Consider the following 19,111-nt stretch of genomic DNA (forward strand, 5'->3'; position numbering starts at 1 on the left):
TCACAATCCAGCCGTCCTGGTCCCGCCGGCGGCAATCTGGGATCCTGTGCAGCATCAGACACGGGCCCATGAGCTGTCACCTACTTCTTCACGTGGCACGACTGTTGTTCGAACGCTTTCTTCGGACGGTAGAACACAGGGGCGTACGACAGGCTCGGCATCATCCTCCGTTTCTTTCCAGCGGAGTGTGCCACGGAGTCGGCGCGGCGGGTCGAACGTAGGCAACTATGTTCTGGGCGCGGTCTTTGGCGCTGCAGTCTTTATTGGAACAGTGTGGGGCGGCCTCAGCATCGATAGTGAGGTTCCTAATGTCAATGGTGCTTCGGCTACCGCGGTGGCAACTTCGCGCTAGAATTTCTTGGGCCGGGGAAGCAAAGCGCATCGGCGGAGAGGAAGGTTACGGCACTGTGTATTGCCCGTTCTGTCACAATGAACAGTCACGAGTCATCGATTCGCGTGTGATTGATAGTGGAACCTCAATCCGGCGGCGTCGCGAATGTGCTGCATGTAAAGGCCGTTTTACCACCATTGAGAAAGCGGTCCTGTCGGTAGTCAAGCGTAATGGCTTGGCTGAGCCCTTCAGTCGCGACAAGCTGATTCGCGGCGTCAAACGCGCGTGCCAAGGGCGTGATGTAAGCGATGACGCTCTGAAGAAGCTCGCGCAAGAAGTCGAGGAGACCGTGCGCAGTCACGGTTCCTCCCAAGTCAATGCCAACGACATTGGCCTAGCCATCTTGGAGCCTCTCCGCGATCTCGATGAGGTTGCCTACCTGCGCTTTGCCTCCGTGTATAAGTCCTTCGAAAGCGCAGACGATTTTGAATCGGAAATCCGCCTGATGCGGCGGCGTGACCGCGATAGCTTCTAACGCAATTTATCTGCGGCCTTTTGAATTCTCCGAACAGACACCGCATGAGCGGTTCCTAGGCGTTGTGCGAAGAGCGATACGCGCAACTCCTCAATCATCCACAAGATCTCCTTAACCTCACGAGTCTTCTCGCGGCCTGCGGGCAAGGAACGCAAACGATTATTGAGGTATGCCTTGGCCTCGTCGACATCTGCCTGGCGGTCAGCGTCACGATCTGGGTCCAGGTTCATATCATCAAGCCTGATACGTGCAGCCTGGATATAGCGCGGCAGGTGGCGCAGGTGTTGGATCCCATGAACGGTGATGGCGTGCGGCGGCAAGAGGAAGTCGAGCTGGGCGCGAATATCATCGATTGCCGGCCCCTCCCAGTGCTTCAGCTCAGCGTTGAGGTTGGAGTACTCCGCCAACCCTGGGGCAATAGCCACCACGGCCTGACGCACACGGCCCGGAACCTCAGGCTTGACAGCGTTCAGCAAGCCGGTAAATTCCTCAGGGGTTCTTACAGGCCCGCCCTTGTCCATCATGATGTCGCGCACCGCGGCGACTCGTGCATCGTTGACCAACCCTTTGGCCCCGCCGTGTGGGTAGGAGTCGACAGCTACCCGCTGCTGTAGGGGCAGCCCCTTGACCATTTGTTGCGTATTCACGGAGATTTCCCGAAGCAACAAGGTGAGGGTGGCAGTGATCATGGAGGCGTCGGCAGCCGCTTTTGTCGGGTGGACCTTGAGCGCGACACCTTCCTTCGTGGCTACGAGTGCCGGATAGGCGGTGACCTCGTGCCCATCAACGACAGTGGTCACCTCTTCATCGATAGCACCAAGCGTGTCCTTTGACCATTCCTTGACGGAAGTGGACTCAGCTGCCCGGCCAACACGCGAGACGGAGGAAGAAATATGCCCGGCCTGGCGTTGGACCAAAGCCTGCAGATTGCGGTCGGAATCAATAACCTTGCCCCGCTTATCCACTGCGGCATAGTTCATCCGCAGGTGGGGTGGGAGTTGATCCGGGCGGAAATCGCCGGCGTTGATGCCTTGGCCGCCCATGTCCTGCAGCACGGCCGCAAGCTGTTCACAAAGCCCGCCTTCATAGGGCACAAGCTTGGGCAGCGCTCGCTCAGCAAATTCGGGTGCTGGTACCACAGTGCGGCGAAGAGCCTTTGGGAGTGAGCGAATCAGCTCTGTCACCAGCTCCAGTCGCAGGCCGGGTACGAGCCAGTCGAAGCCCTCGGAGTCCAAGCCCGCGAGGAGCGGGACGGGAACCATCAGCGTGACACCGTCGAGGGGGTCACCGGGTTCAAATTTATAGGAGAGGTCGTAATCGATGCTTCCCTTCAGCCAGCGGTCGGGGAAAGCCTCCTCTGTAACAGCGTGGTCCTCTTCCAGGAGCGCTTCTGGGTCGAAGTCCAAAGAGTGCTTGTTCTTCTGCTTCTTCCACCAAGAATCGAAATGCCGAGCAGTGGTGACAGATTCGGGGATTCGCTGGTCGTAGAAGTCGAAGAGTGTGTCTTCATCCACCACGAGCCCGCGCCGACGGGCCTTCTCCTCATATTCGGAGGCCTCGGCAAGCTTGCGCTTGTTGTCGTGGAAGAAGTGATGGTGGGTGGTCCATTCGCCGTCGACAAGCGCATTGCGAATGAACATGTCGCGTGCCGCCGCAGGATCGACGCGGTGGTAGGGCACCGTACGGTCCGCGACCACGGTGACACCGTACAACGTCGAGCGTTGGGTAACTACCGCTGAGCCGCGCTTGCGTGACCATGTTGGATCGGAATAGTTGTGTTTCAACAGATCCTTCGCCAGTTTTTCCACCCAGGCCGGGTCGATGGCGGCAACATCGCGTGCCCACAGTCGCGAGGTTTCCACCAGCTCGGCTGCCATGAGGAACTCCGGTGGTTTCTTCGCAAGCGCTGATCCCGGGAAAACCAGGAAGCGGGTATTGCGTGCGCCAATGAACTCCTTGGAGTTACCGTCACGTGCGCCGATATTGGACAACAGGCCAGAGAGCAACGACATGTGGATGTCATCGGGGCGCCGCTCGGTGCCCTCTTGAGCGTTCCAACCGAGCTGCTTGGCGACGTCCCGCAGCTGCCGCACCAGGTCGAACCACTCGCGGATGCGCATATAGTGCAGGAAATCGGCCTTCATCCGTTTGCGGAAAGCATTGCCGCTCATCTCCTCGCGGGCTTCTTGGACAAAGTCCCACAGGTTGAGCATTGCCATAAAGTCTGAAGTCTTGTCTTTAAAACGAGCATGGGCCTGGTCAGCCTGCGCTTGCTTGTCGGTAGGCCGCTCACGCACATCCTGGATGGTCATTGCGGCAACGATGACCATGACGTCGTGGAGGCATCCGGAGGTGTTGGCTTCAACGAGCATGCGGGCCATGCGCGGATCCACGGGGATGCGGGCGAGATCTCGCCCGATGCGTGTCAGGACCGGCAGCCCATCTTTTTCTTTGCCCTCGAGTGCGCCCAATTCGTGGAGGAGGAGCAGGCCATCGCGCACGGCCTTCGGTTCGGGGGATTGCACAAAGGGGAAGTCAGCGATATCACCGAGGCGCAGCGAGATCATTTGCAGGATGACGCTGGCCAGGTTGGTGCGCAGGATCTCAGGGTCGGTGAATTCCGGCCGGGAGAGGAAGTCCTGTTCACTGTAGAGGCGGATGGCAATGCCATCGGCAACGCGACCACACCGGCCTGAGCGCTGGTTAGCGCTTGCTTGGGAGATCGGCTCAATGGGCAGTCTCTGCACCTTGGTGCGAGTGGAATAGCGCGAGATGCGCGCGGTGCCCGTGTCGACGACGTAGCGAATGCCAGGCACCGTCAATGAGGTCTCAGCAATGTTGGTGGAGAGCACGATGCGGCGACCGCGGTGTGAGCGGAAGACACGATGTTGTTCCTGGTTGGACAGGCGTCCGAAGAGCGGAGTGACCTCCACGTTGCGCCAATGGCGCCCTTCGATGGCTTCCATGGCGTCGCGGATATCGCGCTCGCCCGGGAAGAAGCACAGAATGTCTCCTTCGCCTTCGGTCATGAGTTCTTCGATGGCTTCGCAGAGGGCGTCCAAGGGATCGAGGTCGATGGTCTTTCCACCTGATTCGACCTCGAGCGGGCGGTAGCGGATCTCCACGGGGTAGGTACGCCCGGAGACCTCGATGATCGGCGCTGGCGTACCGTTTGCGTCAGCGAAGTGCTTGGCAAAGCGCTCCGGGTCAATCGTGGCGGAGGTGATGATCACCTTCAGGTCTGGGCGTTTGGGCAGCAGCCTTTTGAGGTACCCGAGAAGGAAGTCAATGTTGAGCGAACGCTCGTGTGCCTCATCGATGATGATCGTGTCATAGGCGTTGAGGAAGCGGTCACGCTGCATTTCTGCCAGCAAGATACCGTCCGTCATGAGTTTCACAGCGGTGGTGGAGGAGACTCGGTCATCGAAGCGGATGGCATAGCCGACTGAGTCCCCGATGGGCTGGTCAAGCTCTTCTGCAATGCGCTCAGCAACCGTGCGCGCTGCCAAACGGCGTGGCTGAGTGTGCCCAATGAGCCCTCGGCGCCCGCGGCCGAGCTCCAAACAGATTTTGGGAATCTGGGTGGTCTTTCCCGAACCAGTCTCACCGGCGATGATGACTACCTGATTATTATCGATAGCTTCGGCGATATCATCGCGGCGCCCAGTGACGGGAAGCTGTTCGGCGTAGGTAATGGGTGGCACATGTGCATCGATGGTGCGCACCTTGTCTTGGGCGGCTGCGATATCGGCTCCAATGGCATCCAGGGCCTTGGGGGAGCGGGCCTTGCGCAGGCGACGGCGGAAAGCGCGCTCATCACTCAAGGAAACCGAAGTGAGAGCGCCGTAAAGGTCTTCGCGAGTAGCAGTCATAATCGACCTAAAAGTCTACTCGGAAGGCTATTCGCTCACAGGTCGAGGTGGAGATATTGGTACCCTTGTGTTTATTGCGTGAACACTAATCAATGAAGGGTATGAATTATGACTAATCCTTTTGAATCGAAGCCGGAGGATAACGGCTCCAACAGAGGCTTTGGCAGCAACCCGGCTCATAGCTCCGGCGACTCCTCCGGAAATAACGGCGGGCTTCCCAAATACGAGCCCACTTCTCACCCAGAAGATCAGGCCGGTTTCGGCCAATCCAGCAGCTACGGCAATTATGGCGGCGGCGCCTACGGCTCCCAGGCCTATGGCGGGTACGAAGCCGGCCAGCCGGGCTATGCCGGCGCGGGCTATGGAAGCGATTCCAGCTACGCCGGCCCAGGCCCAGGCGCCGGCCCGGCCTACACCGGTCCGGTCAGCGCTATCGAAGCTATCAAGTGGGGCTTCAAAGCCGCGCTCAGTAACGCACTTTTGTGGGTGCTGGGCGCCGTCGTCGTGTTTGCTATTCAGTTTGTTCCACAAATTGGAATCAGCGTTGGTGCGCAGAACGCCGATGGGGCGGAGACCTCCATTATGTTGGACCTCTTCTCCTTCGCGGTGTCCATCCTGTCCTTTGTCATTGCTCTGGTTGTTTATCGTTTGGCCTACCGTGAAATCGACAAGCCGAGCCCCACATGGGGCACCCTGTTCCAGGGTGTTCGCTGGGTACCGCCGCTCGTGGTGAACATCGTCTTGGGCATTCTTGGTGCGATTGTCTTGGTGATTGTCATCGTCGGCCTGCTTATGGTGGGCCTCGGTGGTGTGGCAGGTGTGGACCTCCAGAACCCAGAGCAGCTCAGTGAAAATGATATTTTTGCACTCGTTGGCTCTATCTTCGGCGGAGTCATCATCGTCATGCTGATTGCGCTGTTCATTCAGCCCTTCTTCACTCTCATGCCGTGGTTGGCAGCCGATAGCTCCTCCGTTGGTGAGGCTTTCTCCCAGGGTCTGAAGCTGGGCAAGGAAAACTACGGTCACATCTTGCTGTTCATTGTCCTGTCCGGTCTGATGGCTTTCGCCTCCCTCATCACCCTGGGCTTGGCACTGATCATCATCGCGCCGGCACTGCAGCTGGCAACCGCACACCTGTGCCGCCAGTGCCAGGGTCGCTATGCTCCTGCAGCCTAAGGCTTAAGCTGTCGAATCGATATGCAACGCCGCCCCTGACTTCATGAGGTGAGTTAGGGGCGGCGTTGTCGTCTTCTTTAGCTCTGATGCTGGAGCTGGGGAACAGTTAGGAGGCCGTGAAAAGTGTCCGGGAACGCTCCGCGGCGTCGTGGAAGGCAGCGGTGACCAAGGTCCCGAAAGCGCTGAACTCATCGGCACGGGCAGCGGAAGAGCGGAAGACAAGCCCCACGTGCCGCTCCGCCGTGACAGAAGGGGCAAAGTGTGCGACGGAGAGCCGCGGATTCTGGCATTCCGTTGCCAGGGCGGACTCGGGGACGAGAGTGGCGCCGAGGTTTCCCATGACCAGCTGCAAGATAGTAGTCAGCGATGAGGCTCGAGTGACGGCATTGGTGGCTTCGGAGGGATTGACCTTCGCGCGGCGGCACAGGTCGAGGACTTGGTCGCGGAGACAGTGGCCGTCGTCAAGCAGGAGCAGATCAAGGTGCCCTAGATCCTCGAGCGTGAGATCCTTTCGACCCGCAAGTGGGTGCTCTGCCGGGGTGACTGCGGTGAAGGCCTCGCTGTAGAGAGGAATCTCCACCATTCCGGGGGCTTCGGTGGGCAGAGCAACAATGGCCAGGTCCAGGTTGCCCTCGCGCAGCTTGTCCAGCAGGTGCTGGGTCTGTTCCTCGACGAAGCGGGGTTCTAAATCGGGATAGGTTGCGCTGATGGACTGCAGCAGTCCCGGCAAAATATAGGGCGCGATGGTGGGGATGATGCCGATAGTGAGGGGGCCGGTAAGCGTGCCGCTAGCGCCGCGCGCTTGGCTGAGGAAAGCATCGGAAGCTTCGAGTGCTGTCTTGGCATAAGGCAGTAGCGCTTCACCTGTGGACGTCACGATGACCTTGCGGGTCGAGCGTTCGATCAGCTGTACTCCCAAACCTTGCTCGAGTGCGACGAGGGCCTGGGAGAGCGAAGGTTGGGAGATATCGAGTTTGGCGGCTGCGGTTCCAAAGTGCTTGTTTTCCGCAATCGTGACGAAGGTGCGCAACTGGGCGAGGGTTGGGCGATACTCCTTATTGTTCATGCCTATAACTCTAACATCTCTAATTCGTGGAGCCTATTGACGTGCCAAGCCTTCCGTGGCATACTTAACAAGCGAGCGACTGCGTACCAGCCAAAAGGCAAAGTGGTGTGCGGTCGTAGAGATTTGCATCACTTTTGTGCATTGTTGTGACTATTGAAGGAGATGAGTCTTCTATGCCTATCTTGACCGTTGGTGAGAAGTTCCCGGAGTTCGAGCTGACCGCGCTGAAGGGTGGCGACCTCCACGACGTCAACGCTAACCAGCCGGAGGACTACTTCGAGCAGGTATCTCTGGACAAGTACCAGGGAATGTGGAAGGTCGTGTTCTTCTACCCGAAGGACTTCACCTTCGTCTGCCCGACTGAAATTGCGGCCTTTGGCAAGCTGAACGAGGAATTCCTGGACCGCGATACCCAGGTTCTTGGCGGCTCCACCGATAACGAGTTCGCGCACTTCAACTGGCGTGCAACCCATCCGGAGCTGAAGGAAGTTCCGTTCCCGATGTTCTCTGATATTCGCCACGACCTGATCCGTGCCCTCGGTGTGGAAAACGCCGACGGTGTTGCTGACCGCGCTACCTTCATCATCGACCCGGACGGTGTTATCCAGTTCGTGTCCGTGACTCCGGATGCTGTCGGCCGCAACGTAGATGAAGTTCTGCGCGTGCTGGACGCCCTGCAGTCTGAAGAGGTCTGTGCCTGCAACTGGGAGGCTAATGACCCGACCAAGAACATCGACAAGCTCGAGGTTGTTAAGTCCGCTCTGTAAAACAGCACTAAGCACAACCGCCCAACCTTAAAGGAGTTAGATCAGTGTCCATCGAAAATCTGAAGTCCGCGCTTCCGGCATATGCCAAGGATCAGAAGCTCAACATTGGTTCCCTTACGCGTAGCACCGAGCTGAATGAGGAGCAGCTGTGGGGCAGCTTGGTTGCTGCCGCCGCTGCGACCCGCAATGACCTGGTGCTGTCGGAGATTCTTGAGGAAGCTCGCGAGCACCTCAGCGAGGAGGCAATTGACGCAGCTCTCGGCTCCGCCACGGTGATGGCTATGAACAACGTGGCCTACCGCGCAAAGAGCTGGTTGGGTGATGATTTTGCCCAGGTCAAGTTTGGTCTGCGCATGAATATCATTGCTAAGCCTGGCGTAGACAAGGCTACGTTCGAGCTGTGGAGCACCGTCGTCTCCGCCATCAACGGCTGCGAGCACTGCCTGTCCGCACACGCTAATACTCTCCTCGAGGAAGGCGTGACCAAGGAGCAGATTTGGGAAGGCATCAAGGTCGCTGGTGTGGTTGAGGCCGTTGCACAAGCGCTCCAGGCCGAAGCCGTACGCTCCGCTGAGTAAATGACTCAGTGCGCTTTCCCAAGCGCAGTTAAGCAGTCCCACTCACCGCTCGCACTGCGGTGAGTGGGACTTTGTGCATTGTCGGCTTGGGCCCGGACCTGGGGCAGAGGAAAGTGTCCTAGCATGGGCTAGCCGATGACCCCGCCGAAGGCTACGCCGATGCCATAGGTGATGGCTAAGCCGAGCGCACCACCGATAACCAGGCGGCAGACGGAGCGCGCGGCATCCGTGTCAGCGAGGCGTGCCGAAACGTAGCCCGTGATTGCCAGGGCGATCAGGGTAACAATGGCGACTGTTGCTGCAGCCATGCTCATGGGTGCGAGGAAGATTGATAACAGGGGGAGTGCGGCGCCGGCAAGGAAGGATACGGCCGACCACAACGCGGCGTGCCAAGGATTTGTCAGGTCTTCGCCATCAATGCCCATCTCCAGTCGAAGGTGTGCCTCGAGAAGTCTATCTTCGGCAGCGATCTCGCGGGCGGCAGTATCCGCGGTTTCGGTATGCATGCCGTAGCTGGCGAGCATAGAAACGAGCTCGGCATGCTCTTGCTCGGGGAGATCTGCCAGCTCGCGGGTCTCCTTGTCTATCATCATGCGCTCGGAGTCGCGTTGTGCCGAAACAGAGACATATTCTCCGAGTGCCATGGAGGCAGCGCCCGACACCGTTGCGGCTAGGCCGGCGGTGAGGATGGCGCTTGCCGACGCCCCAGAACCAACGACGCCAAGTAGAAGTGCCGCGACGGAGACGATGCCGTCGTTAGCCCCAAGTACACCTGCGCGAAGAGAGTTCAGACGAGCGTTGTGTGAGGCTCCGTGGGGTTCGCTGATATGTTGTGGCATTGCCAGCTCCTTGGATACCAGAATATGCGTGGCTCTCTAGTGCTTTCGCAGTTGTCTAGAGAACTTCTTATGTTCCAGTATCGCCGCTGGTCAGGGCCTTGTAAAGCGTGTGTAGGCTTAGCTGAATGCAGAGAGTGAAGGCTTAGATTATAGTGCCGGTCCATTCACCGCATGCCGCACCGTCCACGGAAAGAGCCATGGTAAACACTTCTTCCGAGAGGTTGAAATGAGCGGTGGGGAGGGTAACAGTCAACTCTTCCGGGGTGTACTCGTAGGGGTAATCAACCCGACGGTGGGCGTCCCTGGTGTCCTCGCCGAAGGAAGAGATTTCCATCGACGTGAGCTGCTCTTGTTCGAAGTGAGCGGTGAGCTCCAGATCGAGGGTGTGCAGGGTGAACACGACGTCACGGTGGTGGGGCATTCCTCCAAGGAGCCAATGCACGGTGACGGCGTCTTCGTGCGTCTCAAAATGAACGCCTGCGAGGCGGATGCCGGTGGGCGGGGTGTTCTGTTCGTTCATAGCGGTCCCCACTGTACTCCCCGGATACCTACTTAAAGTCGAGAGAAAAGTACTCAGCCCTAGTCAGGTGCAGAACCTTTTCAAAGAGCCAGCAAAAGAGCAGCGCAAGGGCGAGGGGAAGGATGACATAAACGAAGGTAATAATCATCACGTTGCTGGCGCTCCAACCCCAGCCTTCGTAATTGAGGGCTGCCAGTGGGCCCATGAGGCCGGAGATGCCAAAGCCAGCAGAGATAGGGGTGCCGGAGATTCCTAAAGCGCCACCGACGCCGCCCAGCACGGCAGCGGAGCATATCACGGGCAGGAAGGTGACTGGCTTGGATAGCATGTTGGCCATTTGCACCTTCGGGGAACCCAAAACATGCAGGATAGAGGTGGCGAAGCCGTTGACGCGCCAGCCGGCAACGAGGAGTGTGAACCCAGCGGCGACGGCGCCCAGGTTCGCGGTACCGGAGGCGATGCCGTCAATGAAGATGGCAGTGGCAATGCCGACTGTGGAGACTGGAGAGACAATCATGATGGCGAAAAGGACGGCGAGGACAACACCCATGAGAACCGGCTGCAAAGTAGTTGCCCCATTGACCAAGTTGCCCAGCCAAAGAGTGAAGACCTTGACGATGGGGAAGGTGACAGCCCAACCGATGGTGCCCGCCACCAGCGTCACGATGGTGGATAGCAACAAAATAGAGTAATTTTTCAGCCTGTCGCCGATAAAGAGCAATAATCCCACTGCTATGGCTGCGGTAAGGCCTGAGTTGATAACAAGACCGGTGCCTTTGAGGAAGAAACCGCCTTCGGGATTAACAGTGGCCACGCCTGAGCCGCAGAAGGAAGCAATGCCGACCGCAGCAGTCTGGATGGGGGTCATCTTGAATTCGATGCCCACGAGGACACCAATCATTACCGGCAAGAGGCTTGCGGCTAAGCCCGTCAGTGCAATGACGGTGGCTGCGCCGGACCACAAGGGGAGTAGCGCCTTGGCTAATTCACCGAGCAGTGCTTGTGGGACGAGCGACACAACGACGGCGATGGAGATGCCGTTGAGGACCTTCATGGTGAAGGAGCCGGGGGTGAGGCGCTCGGCCGCAGGCGCTGCGCTGGCGTGAGGGATAGGGGAAAGCTTGCGTTCGTCTATCTGCTGTGGCGTACTCATTCCCCAATCATACGCATAATATGCGGTGTGTAGAAAATATTAATTCAGAAAGGGGGGTATTAATAGTCCCTGCTTATGCGCCCTAGTACTCCACGCGCAGCTCGGATAGCCGTACCTCCCCGGCTTCATCGGAGGCATCGAGATCTACGGTGCCAACGAGCTGATAGGAATTATCACCCTCTGGGTCCTTAAGGATCTGACGCACGGTCCACGACCGCGAGCCGCCAACGCCACGAGCGCCCGAACCTGCGTCGCCCTTGTCCAGGAGGAAGTATTCCTGGCCCCTAGCCGCTGGCCCAGTGTCAATGTCATCGTAGTCATCGAAGTAGTCATCGAGGGCACGGCTAAAGTCAGGAATCTCCTCCAAGTAGTCCAACAGGTCTGCCAAGCGCTCTTCCTTCTCCAACGCAAAGAGTTGGGCAAGGCGGAAGAAGTAGTTGCGCACCATGATGCTGAAAGCCCGCTGATTCGCGGTCAAGGCGGTGGGATCCTCGACTCCGAAGGCCAACTCGCGGTCCAAATCTTCCTGGGAAATGGGGGAGTCCTCGCCAGCCATCTCAGCCCACTCGTCGACAAGCGAAGAATCGACTTGGCGGATAAGCTCCCCGAGCCAGACGATAATGTCCTCGAGTTCCTCTGTGAGGAACTCCGCAGGAATGGACTGCTTGAGCGTGCGCCAGGCATCGGTCAGGTAGCGCAAAATGACGCCTTCCGAGCGGGCCAGACCGTAGGTGGCGACGAGATCGGAAAAAGTCATGGCGCTCTCCAGCATGTCGCGCACTACAGACTTAGGCCGCAGCTCGAACTCCTTCGCCCATGGGTTGGTCTGGCAGAAGGTCTCATAGGACTGCTCGAGGAGCTCTTCCAGAGGCTTTGGCCACGTGATGTCTTCCACGATGGCCATGCGCTCGGTATAGTCCACGCCCTCCGCCTTGAGTGCTGCGATTTCCTCGCCGCGTCGCTGCTTTTGCTGTGCGATGAGAACCTGGCGAGGATCATCAAGTACCGCCTCGAACACGGAGATGACATCGAGGGCATAGGTCTCGGACTCGGGATCCAGCAGGGTGAGCGCTGCCAGCGCGAAGGGCCCTAAAGGCTGGTTGAGGGCGAAATCGCGCGGCATCTCTCGCACGACGTGGTAGGGACGGCCGTAGATATCGAGCCCCTTCGTAGACTTTTGCACCACGCCCGAATTGAGAAGTCCCCGGAACAGACTCAATGCCGTCAGGATGTCCTCGTTCTGGCGGGCACGCGTGTTGTGGCTGGTGCGCAGCAGGTGCTTGAGATGCTCGTAGCCGTTGCCGTGCCGGGCGAGCACGTTGAGCAACATGGAATTGGACACTCGGAATTGGGACGTTAGTTGCTCCGGTTCGGCGTCGATAAGCCGTGCGTAAGTCTGTTCCGACCACGACACTTCACCGTCGCGCGCAGACTTCTTTTTCAGCTTCTTGAGCCTTGCTGGGTCATCGCCCACACGGCGCCGCGCCTTGGCGTTCTCAATCTCATACTCCGGCGCCTGCACGACGACGGTGCCTTCCGTGTCATAACCGGCGCGGCCAGCGCGGCCGGCAATCTGGTGAAACTCGCGAGACTTCAGAATGCGCTGGCGGGTTCCATCATATTTGGCAAGGCCGGTCATCAGGACTGTGCGAATGGGGACGTTGATGCCCACGCCCAAAGTATCGGTGCCGCAAATAATCTTGAGAAGGCCCTTCTGGGCCAGGCGCTCAACCAAGCGCCGATATTTCGGCAACATACCAGCGTGGTGCACACCGATTCCCTTACGCAGAAGCTTAGAGAGGTCTTTGCCAAACGTCGTGGTGAAGCGGAAGCCCGCGAGCTCAGCTGCAATGGCCTCCTTCTCCTCCGGGGTGATGATCTTCGACAGGGAAGTCAACGCCTGCGCGCGCTCTGAGGCCTCGCGCTGGGAGAAGTGGACGACATAGACAGGGGCCTTGCCATCGGCGAGCAATTCTTCGATGGTTTCGTGGACCGCGGAAAAGACATAAGAGAAGTCGAGGGGCACTGGGCGAGTTGTTCCCGCTACCAGAGTCGTCGTACGGCCGGTACGCTCCGTCAAATCCTTCTCCAGCCAGGCGGTATCGCCCAAGGTGGCGGACATGAGCAAGAATTGGGCCTTCGGTAGCTCCAACAGCGGAACCTGCCAGGCCCAGCCGCGATCAGGCTCGGAGTAGTAATGGAACTCATCCATGATTACCTGATCAATGGCGGCTTCCGCGCCATCACGCAGCGCAATATTGGCCACAATCTCAGCCGTCGCGGCGATGATGGGAGCGGAGCCGTTGACCGTGGCATCACCGGTCATCATGCCGACGTTCTCGGGGCCGAAAATCTCGCAGAGCGCGAAGAATTTTTCGCTCACCAAGGCCTTGATGGGTGCGGTGTAGAAGCTGCGCTGGCCGCGCGCCAAAGCAATGAAGTGGGCGGCGTTGGCCACCATGGATTTGCCGGAACCAGTGGGAGTTGCCAGGATGACGTTATCCCCGGCAAGAATGCCGAGGGAGGCTTCTTCCTGCGCTGGGTAAAGCGAAATACCACGGCCAGAAGTCCAGGACAAAAATGTGTCCCAGATGGCCTCATCAACCATCGACTCGGGGACTTCGGCGAGATCGGGCAACATCTGAGAAAGGTTCACCCGTCCCACCTTAGGCGAAAAGCACCGCGGACTAGGCCTCCGCCCTAGAGTCCCCCGGAGGGCTGTTCTCGGTGCTTGTGTTCGTGCGGTATACCTAACCGCGATTAGACGTCATCATCCATATCCGAGCCGGGGCCTTGCTCCCGCCCGTAGTTGTCTTCGCGGTCATCGATCTCTTCGGAGAGGATATCCGGGTTGTCGTCGAGGCCCGCGAGGAAAGCTTCGAAGTCTGCTCCGATTTCCTCACCAGTAGGCATATGCTCTTCGCCCGGCATAATGGCCTGCGGGTGGCGGGAGCGGTAGCGCTCCATGTAAGCGTCATATTGCTCCTCCAGCTGGTGGACCACGCCTGCAATTTCCTCAGAGTTGGTAACCTGCTCCTCCAACTGCTGGTTAACGCGAGTCACGTCTGCTTCCAAGCTGCCCAGTGGGATGTTGAGGCCAGCTGCGCTCGCCACCGAATCCAAAAGACGCAGCGTGGCCGACGGGTACGGGGAGGCGGCCAGGTAATGCGGAACATGAGCGGTGTACCCGGCGACGCGGCGGCCCTTCTTGTCCAAAGCTCGCTCGATATACAGGGCGGCGGCGCCGGGGACCATCATGGTGGATTCCATGCGCACCATTGAGTTAAGGAGCTCCGGGGAATTGCCGTGCGCCGTTACTACAGTGGGGCGGGTGTGTGGCACCGGCATGGGGGCCGAGTAGAGCATGATGGTGTTCTTGATATCGAATTTTTCGACCAAGTTCACCACCGCATCCGTAAAGGCCTCCCACCGCAAGTCCGGTTCAGGGCCCGAAAGAAGCAAGAATGGAGTGCCAGAGTTATCCCGCAGCACCTTGATACCTAAGTCAGTGTTCTCAATCTCCATCGTGCGGTCATGATCGATGGTGACGGCGGGGCGGCGCGAGCGGTAATCAATGAGCTCATCATTGTTAAACGAGGCCAGCTGGCGGTTTTCTAAAGCGGCCTTGAGGTGATCGGCACTGGCTTCGACGGCCTGTCCGGCGTCGGCATAACCGTTCATAGCAACGATCATCGTGGGGCCGTTGTCTGGAGTCGAATCATCCTTGACCACTGGAGCGGGATACTCCAGTTCATACATGCGGCGCTGTTCTTCCTGCATGGTAGTGACTCCTCCTTCTCATCGTGCGCTTCTTAACGAGCGTACGGACTTCTTCAGCGTTCTGTGTCATGCAACGCTTAAGGCTTGTTGCCTATTCCCAGCTGAAATGGTGCTCCAAGGAGAACACATACCCGGCAGCCTGCCTATGCAGAACTGTCTGCGGGAACTGGTAATGATCGTACAAGCATGCCATACAGTCACTACTTCTTCCAGGCTGGCCTTTGCCCTGGTGTGGATAACCCAGTGGATTCCCAAGGATTGAGTGACAGCCCGGACTTGTTATCCACAGATATTCCGTGCGCGCCGGGGTATCCCTAGCGGTGGCTACTGCAGGTGGTTCAGGCTACAAGGCATGAACACTTTTTCAACGCACACAGACCGTATGCCACCGATAACAACTCCAGGTCATCTCCTCGCTAACATCCCCGGGCTCCTAGGTTTCTATCCCACCGAATCGGTGGTGTTTATGGCCATCGACACCACTCCACGCGGCCCAGCCATGGGGCCGCTCGCTCGCGTCGATATCACGGATGCCCAAGGAGCAATCACAGACATCGCACCGCTCCTAGCGGAGCATGCCCGCGAAGGTGTCTTTGCCTTCCTCATCTCGAAGCAGCCTCTTACCCAACTGCGGGCAGTGTCCCACTGGCTTTATGGCCTGGACCGCGCTGAGGATGGAGTGGAGATCGACGCCGCGTGGTATGCCCAGGAAATCACCCAGAATGAGCCCTATATCTTGCTGCATGGAACCGTCAATGCGGACGGTAGCGGGCCGATGAAGAAGTGGGTTGAAGGGACTATACCGGCGCTAACCGACGCCCCCTCGATGCGCTCTTGCGTCGACCACAATGTGGTACCTGAGCTAAACAGGGAGGATTTCTTTGCGGTCTTTGCACCTGGGAATAGCTACCTCGACGCCGAGGAAGCAGAAGTCTTAGCGCAGCAAGCTCGCGATGCGGCGACGCGATATCGCGAGCAGGTGGCTGTGGCACAAGGAAAGAAGCGCACAGACCTGCTGGATCACTTTCTTGAGGATGCCCAGTGGGCGCTTGAACAAGTCGCATCCGTGGAAGAAGCAGAACAGGATAGCAAGCTACTGGAATCTTGCGCAGTGTGGTTAGCGACAACGTGGACGCGTGACCTCGTGGTAGATATTTGCGCGAAGGCAGGCGAATCTGGGGCGGACCTTCTCCTCGCAGCGGCCCGCACATTCAGCGGGGAGCTGCGGGCGAATGCACTGACCCTTTTCGCATTAGCGCAGTTGGAGCAGGAGTGGGATATCCTCGCCGGGCCAGCATTGCAACTTGTCACGGAGGAGTTTCCCAGCCACCGCCTCGGCGCGCTGCTGTGCCAAGCGTACCGCCATGGCCTGCACGAAAAGATACGAGATTCGATTCATACAGGGGCACTCAAGGCTTATGACAACGCCCTAGGGGAGGAGCCTGCAGAAAAGACGCTTAGCGCCGAGCGGAATGGGCCCGCTCGCCGAGCTGCCGGGTGAAGTTCCAAGCATCCGTGACGATGGTCTTCAGGTCGGTGCGGCTCGGGTTCCATCCGAGCTCGGATTTAATCTTGTCTGAGGAAGCCACGAGCGTCGCAGGGTCACCAGCGCGGCGCGGCGCAAGCTCTGCTGGGATGGGGTGTCCAGTGATTTCGCGGCAGGCCTCAATAACCTGCTTGACCGAGTAGCCGTCCCCGGAGCCGAGGTTATAGATGCGGTGGGTGCCAGTGGCATTGCTCTCCAGCGCCAACACATGGGCTTCGGCCAAGTCACGAATGTGGATGTAATCGCGCACTGCGGTGCCATCGGCGGTGTCGTAGTCATCGCCAAAGATGAAAATCTTCTCGCGATGTCCCAGCGCTACCTGCAGGACAAGCGGAATGAGGTGGGTTTCCACCTCGCGGTTCTCTCCGATATCACCATAGGCGCCAGCGACGTTGAAGTAGCGCAGGGAAGTCGCCCCCAAGCCATAGGCCTTGGCATAAGAGGTAATCATGTAGTCGATGGCAAGCTTCGATGCGCCATAAGGGTTCGTCGGCTGGGTGGGCATCGTCTCCGTGATCGGCACCTGCGCCGGCTCACCGTAGGTGGCAGCGGTTGAGGAAAAGACGAGGTTGGTGACCTCGAATTCACGCATGGCGTTAAGCAGCGTAAGCGTAGTGACCACGTTGTGCTGCCAATAGTCAGCTGGGGCCTCCATAGATTCGCCCACGAGGGAGCGCGCCGCGAAGTGCAAGACTCCTTCGAAACCGCCCTCAGACAATACCTCACGAGCGACATCAGCCACGTCGCCTTCAACGAGGCGCGCGTTCTCCGGGATGGCCTCGCGGTTGCCTGTGGAGAAATTGTCGATGATGGTGACATCATGGCCTTTTTCAACGAGGACGGCCGCGCATACGCTGCCGACATAGCCGGCTCCGCCGGTAACTAACAGCTTCATTGGTTTAGTCCTCCTTGACGCGGATAGCGTGAGCAAGGTCGTCGACAAGCTCGACGGTGTGCCCTGATGTCGTTGTCAGCCTAATCGTCCCGCTCTCATTGACCACGGTGACGTGCGAGCCAACCTGGATGCCGCAGGCATACAGGTCGTGGAAGGTGGAATTATCAGCTTGCAAGACCTCATTGATTTGCACGATGGTGGCCTCGGTTTCTTGGCCCGTGGGAAGGTCGATGGCGCGGGTACCCAAGTCGAGCTCTACCGGAGCCATACCCAGCTGTGCCAAACCGGGGATTGGGTTGCCGAATGGTGAGCGGGAAGAATCCTCCAGCACCGCGACGACTCGCTTTTCCACCTCTTCGCTCATCACGTGTTCCCACCGGCAGGCCTCGTCGTGGACCTTGTGGATATCCAAGCCAAGGACATCCGTGAGCAACCGCTCAGCCAAGCGGTGTTTGCGCATGACGTTGGTAGCTAATTCGCGGCCCTGCTGAGTGAGATCAAGGCTGCGGTCGGTGCGCACGTGGAGAAGTCCATCGCGCTCCATCCGGGCCACGGTCTGGGAGACGGTCGGTCCGGACTGCTCTAAACGCTCTGCAATTCGAGCGCGCAGTGGGGTGATACCTTCCTCTTCGAGCTCGTAGATGGTTCGCAGATACATTTCCGTGGTGTCAACTAGGTCCCTCACGTGGGCTTACCTTTCTGCGTTGTCGGCGGTCCGTAGCCACATAGGTTTAGGCGCGGTAATAGAAGTCTATTAAGAGAATATCTTAAACAATAGCGCATTTTTCGAAAGCTGAGAGCGCGCAGCACTGTGCGTCTGGCAGGGGGAGTGGGGCGGGATTGAAAAGCCTTGAGGATCACCGTGCGGTAACACAAAAGCCACCGAGCAACGTCCTCTGCGGCCCAGCAACACAAGTCAACTGGGCAGCAAGGGCATTCCTCGATGGCTAAGGCTGGGAAGGAAGCTAAGGCTTAGAGCGCGTACTCACGGAGGCGGTCCGCACGGTTACCCTCGCGCAATTTAGCCATAACCTCACGCTCGATTTGGCGAACGCGCTCACGAGAGAGGCCGAACTTGCGGCCAATCTGGTCGAGGGTTCGCGGGACACCATCGTCCAAGCCATAGCGCAGGCGGATGACATCCTGTTCGCGTTCCTCGAGGGAACCAATCACGGAGCGGATATCGGAGTGGCGCATGGAGGCCACCACAGCGGTCTCGGCATCCGTTGCTTCAGCATCCTCAATGAAGTCACCCAACGGGGCTTCCTCATCGGTGCCGACTGGCATGTCCAAGGAGACAGGATCGCGGGACTGGCGCAGCAGCATCTCGATCTTGGACTCTTCGATTCCGGATTCTTCAGCGAGCTCCTCATTCGTGGCCTCGCGGCCCAAGGACTGGTACATCTCGCGCTTAATGCGGGAAAGCTTATTTACCTGCTCTACCAGGTGCACAGGGAGGCGGATAGTGCGGGACTGGTCAGCCATGCCGCGGGTAATGGCCTGGCGGATCCACCACGTTGCATATGTGGAGAACTTGAAGCCCTTGGCATAATCAAACTTCTCCATCGCACGAATCAGGCCCAAGTTACCTTCCTGGATGAGGTCCAGCAGGGGCATGCCACGGCCGGTATAGCGCTTAGCCAGGGAGACCACGAGACGCAGGTTCGCCTCCAGGAGGTGGGAGCGTGCCTTCTTGCCTTCGCGGGCCAAAATCTTCAGGTCGCGCTTCTCAGCGCGGGTCAGCTTTTCGGCATTGGCGAGCTTGTACTCGGCGTACAGGCCAACCTCGATGGCCTGTGCGAGCTCAACCTCGTCCTCAGCACTCAGCAGCGCAGTTTTGCCGATTCCGTTGAGATAAACGCGGACCAAGTCCGCGGAGGGATTGTCATTTGTCTGGTTACGGCGTGAGCCGCGGTCAACTTCCTGTCCGTCCTCGTCCTGGACGCTAGCAGCGGATGATGTGGCCATCTCATGCCTCCTAAGTTGCGGCTTGGTTCATCTCCTACAACGAGCTTTCAGCGCAGTTAGTTCCCGTGGCACGAAAAATGTTCTA

Annotated in this window: 15 protein-coding genes; 5 read left to right on the forward strand and 10 right to left on the reverse strand. The window is 58.6% G+C overall.

Annotated features, from left to right (window positions below; genetic code table 11):
- The first annotated feature begins 407 nt into the window (after window positions 1-407).
- Window positions 408-866: a transcriptional regulator NrdR gene (nrdR, locus tag HMPREF2537_RS07470; RefSeq protein WP_010190258.1), complete on the forward strand. Its 459-nt coding sequence runs from the start codon at window positions 408-410 to the stop codon at window positions 864-866.
- Here nrdR and hrpA read toward each other — a convergent pair.
- Window positions 863-4,738 carry an ATP-dependent RNA helicase HrpA gene (gene hrpA / locus HMPREF2537_RS07475; RefSeq protein WP_070527216.1) on the reverse strand — a complete coding sequence of 1,292 codons (3,876 nt, stop codon included), beginning with the start codon at window positions 4,736-4,738 and terminating at the stop codon, window positions 863-865. The genes nrdR and hrpA overlap by 4 nt on opposite strands.
- Before the next feature lie 108 nt (window positions 4,739-4,846).
- Here hrpA and HMPREF2537_RS07480 point away from each other — a divergent pair, with 108 nt between their 5' ends.
- Window positions 4,847-5,914, forward strand: coding sequence for a hypothetical protein (locus tag HMPREF2537_RS07480; protein WP_070527220.1), 1,068 nt, complete (start codon window positions 4,847-4,849; stop codon window positions 5,912-5,914).
- 106 nt (window positions 5,915-6,020) lie between these two features.
- On the opposite strand, the gene HMPREF2537_RS07485 is transcribed toward HMPREF2537_RS07480, so the two are convergent.
- Complete coding sequence (locus HMPREF2537_RS07485; RefSeq protein WP_070527223.1) at window positions 6,021-6,980, reverse strand: hydrogen peroxide-inducible genes activator; 960 nt, start codon at window positions 6,978-6,980, stop codon at window positions 6,021-6,023.
- A gap of 173 nt (window positions 6,981-7,153) precedes the next feature.
- Between HMPREF2537_RS07485 and HMPREF2537_RS07490 the strand changes: the two genes are divergently transcribed.
- Window positions 7,154-7,747 (forward strand): peroxiredoxin, encoded by a 594-nt coding sequence (locus HMPREF2537_RS07490; protein WP_010190254.1) that lies wholly within the window; start codon window positions 7,154-7,156, stop codon window positions 7,745-7,747.
- 44 nt (window positions 7,748-7,791) lie between these two features.
- Window positions 7,792-8,325, forward strand: coding sequence for an alkylhydroperoxidase, AhpD family (locus HMPREF2537_RS07495; RefSeq protein ID WP_070446750.1), 534 nt, complete (start codon window positions 7,792-7,794; stop codon window positions 8,323-8,325).
- Between the two features lie 128 nt (window positions 8,326-8,453).
- Here the strand turns inward: HMPREF2537_RS07495 and HMPREF2537_RS07500 are convergent, their stop codons facing one another.
- The 5 genes from HMPREF2537_RS07500 to HMPREF2537_RS07520 all read right to left on the reverse strand — a co-directional run bounded on the left by HMPREF2537_RS07500 (window position 8,454) and on the right by HMPREF2537_RS07520 (window position 14,617).
- Entirely contained in the window at window positions 8,454-9,164 is a 711-nt protein-coding gene (locus HMPREF2537_RS07500) for a VIT1/CCC1 transporter family protein (protein WP_070527225.1), read from the reverse strand.
- A gap of 142 nt (window positions 9,165-9,306) precedes the next feature.
- A complete protein-coding gene (locus HMPREF2537_RS07505; protein WP_070527229.1) occupies window positions 9,307-9,684 on the reverse strand; it encodes a hypothetical protein in 378 nt (125 codons plus the stop codon).
- A 28-nt stretch (window positions 9,685-9,712) separates the two neighbouring features.
- Complete coding sequence (locus HMPREF2537_RS07510) at window positions 9,713-10,738, reverse strand: PTS sugar transporter subunit IIC (protein ID WP_371325764.1); 1,026 nt, start codon at window positions 10,736-10,738, stop codon at window positions 9,713-9,715.
- Window positions 10,739-10,919: 181 nt separating this feature from the next.
- The gene (locus HMPREF2537_RS07515; protein WP_070527236.1) at window positions 10,920-13,493 is read right to left on the reverse strand and encodes a DEAD/DEAH box helicase; all 2,574 of its coding nucleotides are present in this window, start codon (window positions 13,491-13,493) and stop codon (window positions 10,920-10,922) included.
- Window positions 13,494-13,597: 104 nt separating this feature from the next.
- Window positions 13,598-14,617: a PAC2 family protein gene (locus HMPREF2537_RS07520; RefSeq protein WP_070527239.1), complete on the reverse strand. Its 1,020-nt coding sequence runs from the start codon at window positions 14,615-14,617 to the stop codon at window positions 13,598-13,600.
- A gap of 352 nt (window positions 14,618-14,969) precedes the next feature.
- Here HMPREF2537_RS07520 and HMPREF2537_RS07525 point away from each other — a divergent pair, with 352 nt between their 5' ends.
- A complete protein-coding gene (locus HMPREF2537_RS07525; protein ID WP_070527242.1) occupies window positions 14,970-16,118 on the forward strand; it encodes a DUF4192 domain-containing protein in 1,149 nt (382 codons plus the stop codon).
- Here the strand turns inward: HMPREF2537_RS07525 and galE are convergent.
- The 3 genes from galE to HMPREF2537_RS07540 all read right to left on the reverse strand — a co-directional run bounded on the left by galE (window position 16,075) and on the right by HMPREF2537_RS07540 (window position 19,026).
- Window positions 16,075-17,058 carry a UDP-glucose 4-epimerase GalE gene (gene galE, locus HMPREF2537_RS07530; protein ID WP_070527245.1) on the reverse strand — a complete coding sequence of 328 codons (984 nt, stop codon included), beginning with the start codon at window positions 17,056-17,058 and terminating at the stop codon, window positions 16,075-16,077. The genes HMPREF2537_RS07525 and galE overlap by 44 nt on opposite strands.
- Before the next feature lie 4 nt (window positions 17,059-17,062).
- Entirely contained in the window at window positions 17,063-17,743 is a 681-nt protein-coding gene (locus HMPREF2537_RS07535; RefSeq protein ID WP_070527248.1) for a metal-dependent transcriptional regulator, read from the reverse strand.
- Between the two features lie 287 nt (window positions 17,744-18,030).
- Window positions 18,031-19,026, reverse strand: a complete 996-nt coding sequence (locus HMPREF2537_RS07540; RefSeq protein ID WP_046648202.1) for a sigma-70 family RNA polymerase sigma factor — start codon at window positions 19,024-19,026, stop codon at window positions 18,031-18,033.
- Window positions 19,027-19,111 lie beyond the last annotated feature (85 nt).

Origin of the sequence: Corynebacterium sp. HMSC074E01, from assembly GCF_001808885.1 — a bacterium.
Lineage (GTDB): Bacteria > Actinomycetota > Actinomycetes > Mycobacteriales > Mycobacteriaceae > Corynebacterium.

What these genes read in the sequence shown, in the direction of transcription:
- hrpA (WP_070527216.1), bottom strand. Translation starts at nt 4,738, where the DNA reads ATGACTGCTACTCGCGAAGACCTTTACGGCGCTCTCACTTCGGTTTCC.
- HMPREF2537_RS07480 (WP_070527220.1), top strand. Translation starts at nt 4,847, where the DNA reads ATGACTAATCCTTTTGAATCGAAGCCGGAGGATAACGGCTCCAACAGA.
- HMPREF2537_RS07485 (WP_070527223.1), bottom strand. Translation starts at nt 6,980, where the DNA reads ATGAACAATAAGGAGTATCGCCCAACCCTCGCCCAGTTGCGCACCTTC.
- HMPREF2537_RS07490 (WP_010190254.1), top strand. Translation starts at nt 7,154, where the DNA reads ATGCCTATCTTGACCGTTGGTGAGAAGTTCCCGGAGTTCGAGCTGACC.
- HMPREF2537_RS07500 (WP_070527225.1), bottom strand. Translation starts at nt 9,164, where the DNA reads ATGCCACAACATATCAGCGAACCCCACGGAGCCTCACACAACGCTCGT.
- HMPREF2537_RS07505 (WP_070527229.1), bottom strand. Translation starts at nt 9,684, where the DNA reads ATGAACGAACAGAACACCCCGCCCACCGGCATCCGCCTCGCAGGCGTT.
- HMPREF2537_RS07510 (WP_371325764.1), bottom strand. Translation starts at nt 10,738, where the DNA reads ATGAAGGTCCTCAACGGCATCTCCATCGCCGTCGTTGTGTCGCTCGTC.
- HMPREF2537_RS07520 (WP_070527239.1), bottom strand. Translation starts at nt 14,617, where the DNA reads ATGCAGGAAGAACAGCGCCGCATGTATGAACTGGAGTATCCCGCTCCA.
- HMPREF2537_RS07525 (WP_070527242.1), top strand. Translation starts at nt 14,970, where the DNA reads ATGAACACTTTTTCAACGCACACAGACCGTATGCCACCGATAACAACT.
- galE (WP_070527245.1), bottom strand. Translation starts at nt 17,058, where the DNA reads ATGAAGCTGTTAGTTACCGGCGGAGCCGGCTATGTCGGCAGCGTATGC.
- HMPREF2537_RS07540 (WP_046648202.1), bottom strand. Translation starts at nt 19,026, where the DNA reads ATGGCCACATCATCCGCTGCTAGCGTCCAGGACGAGGACGGACAGGAA.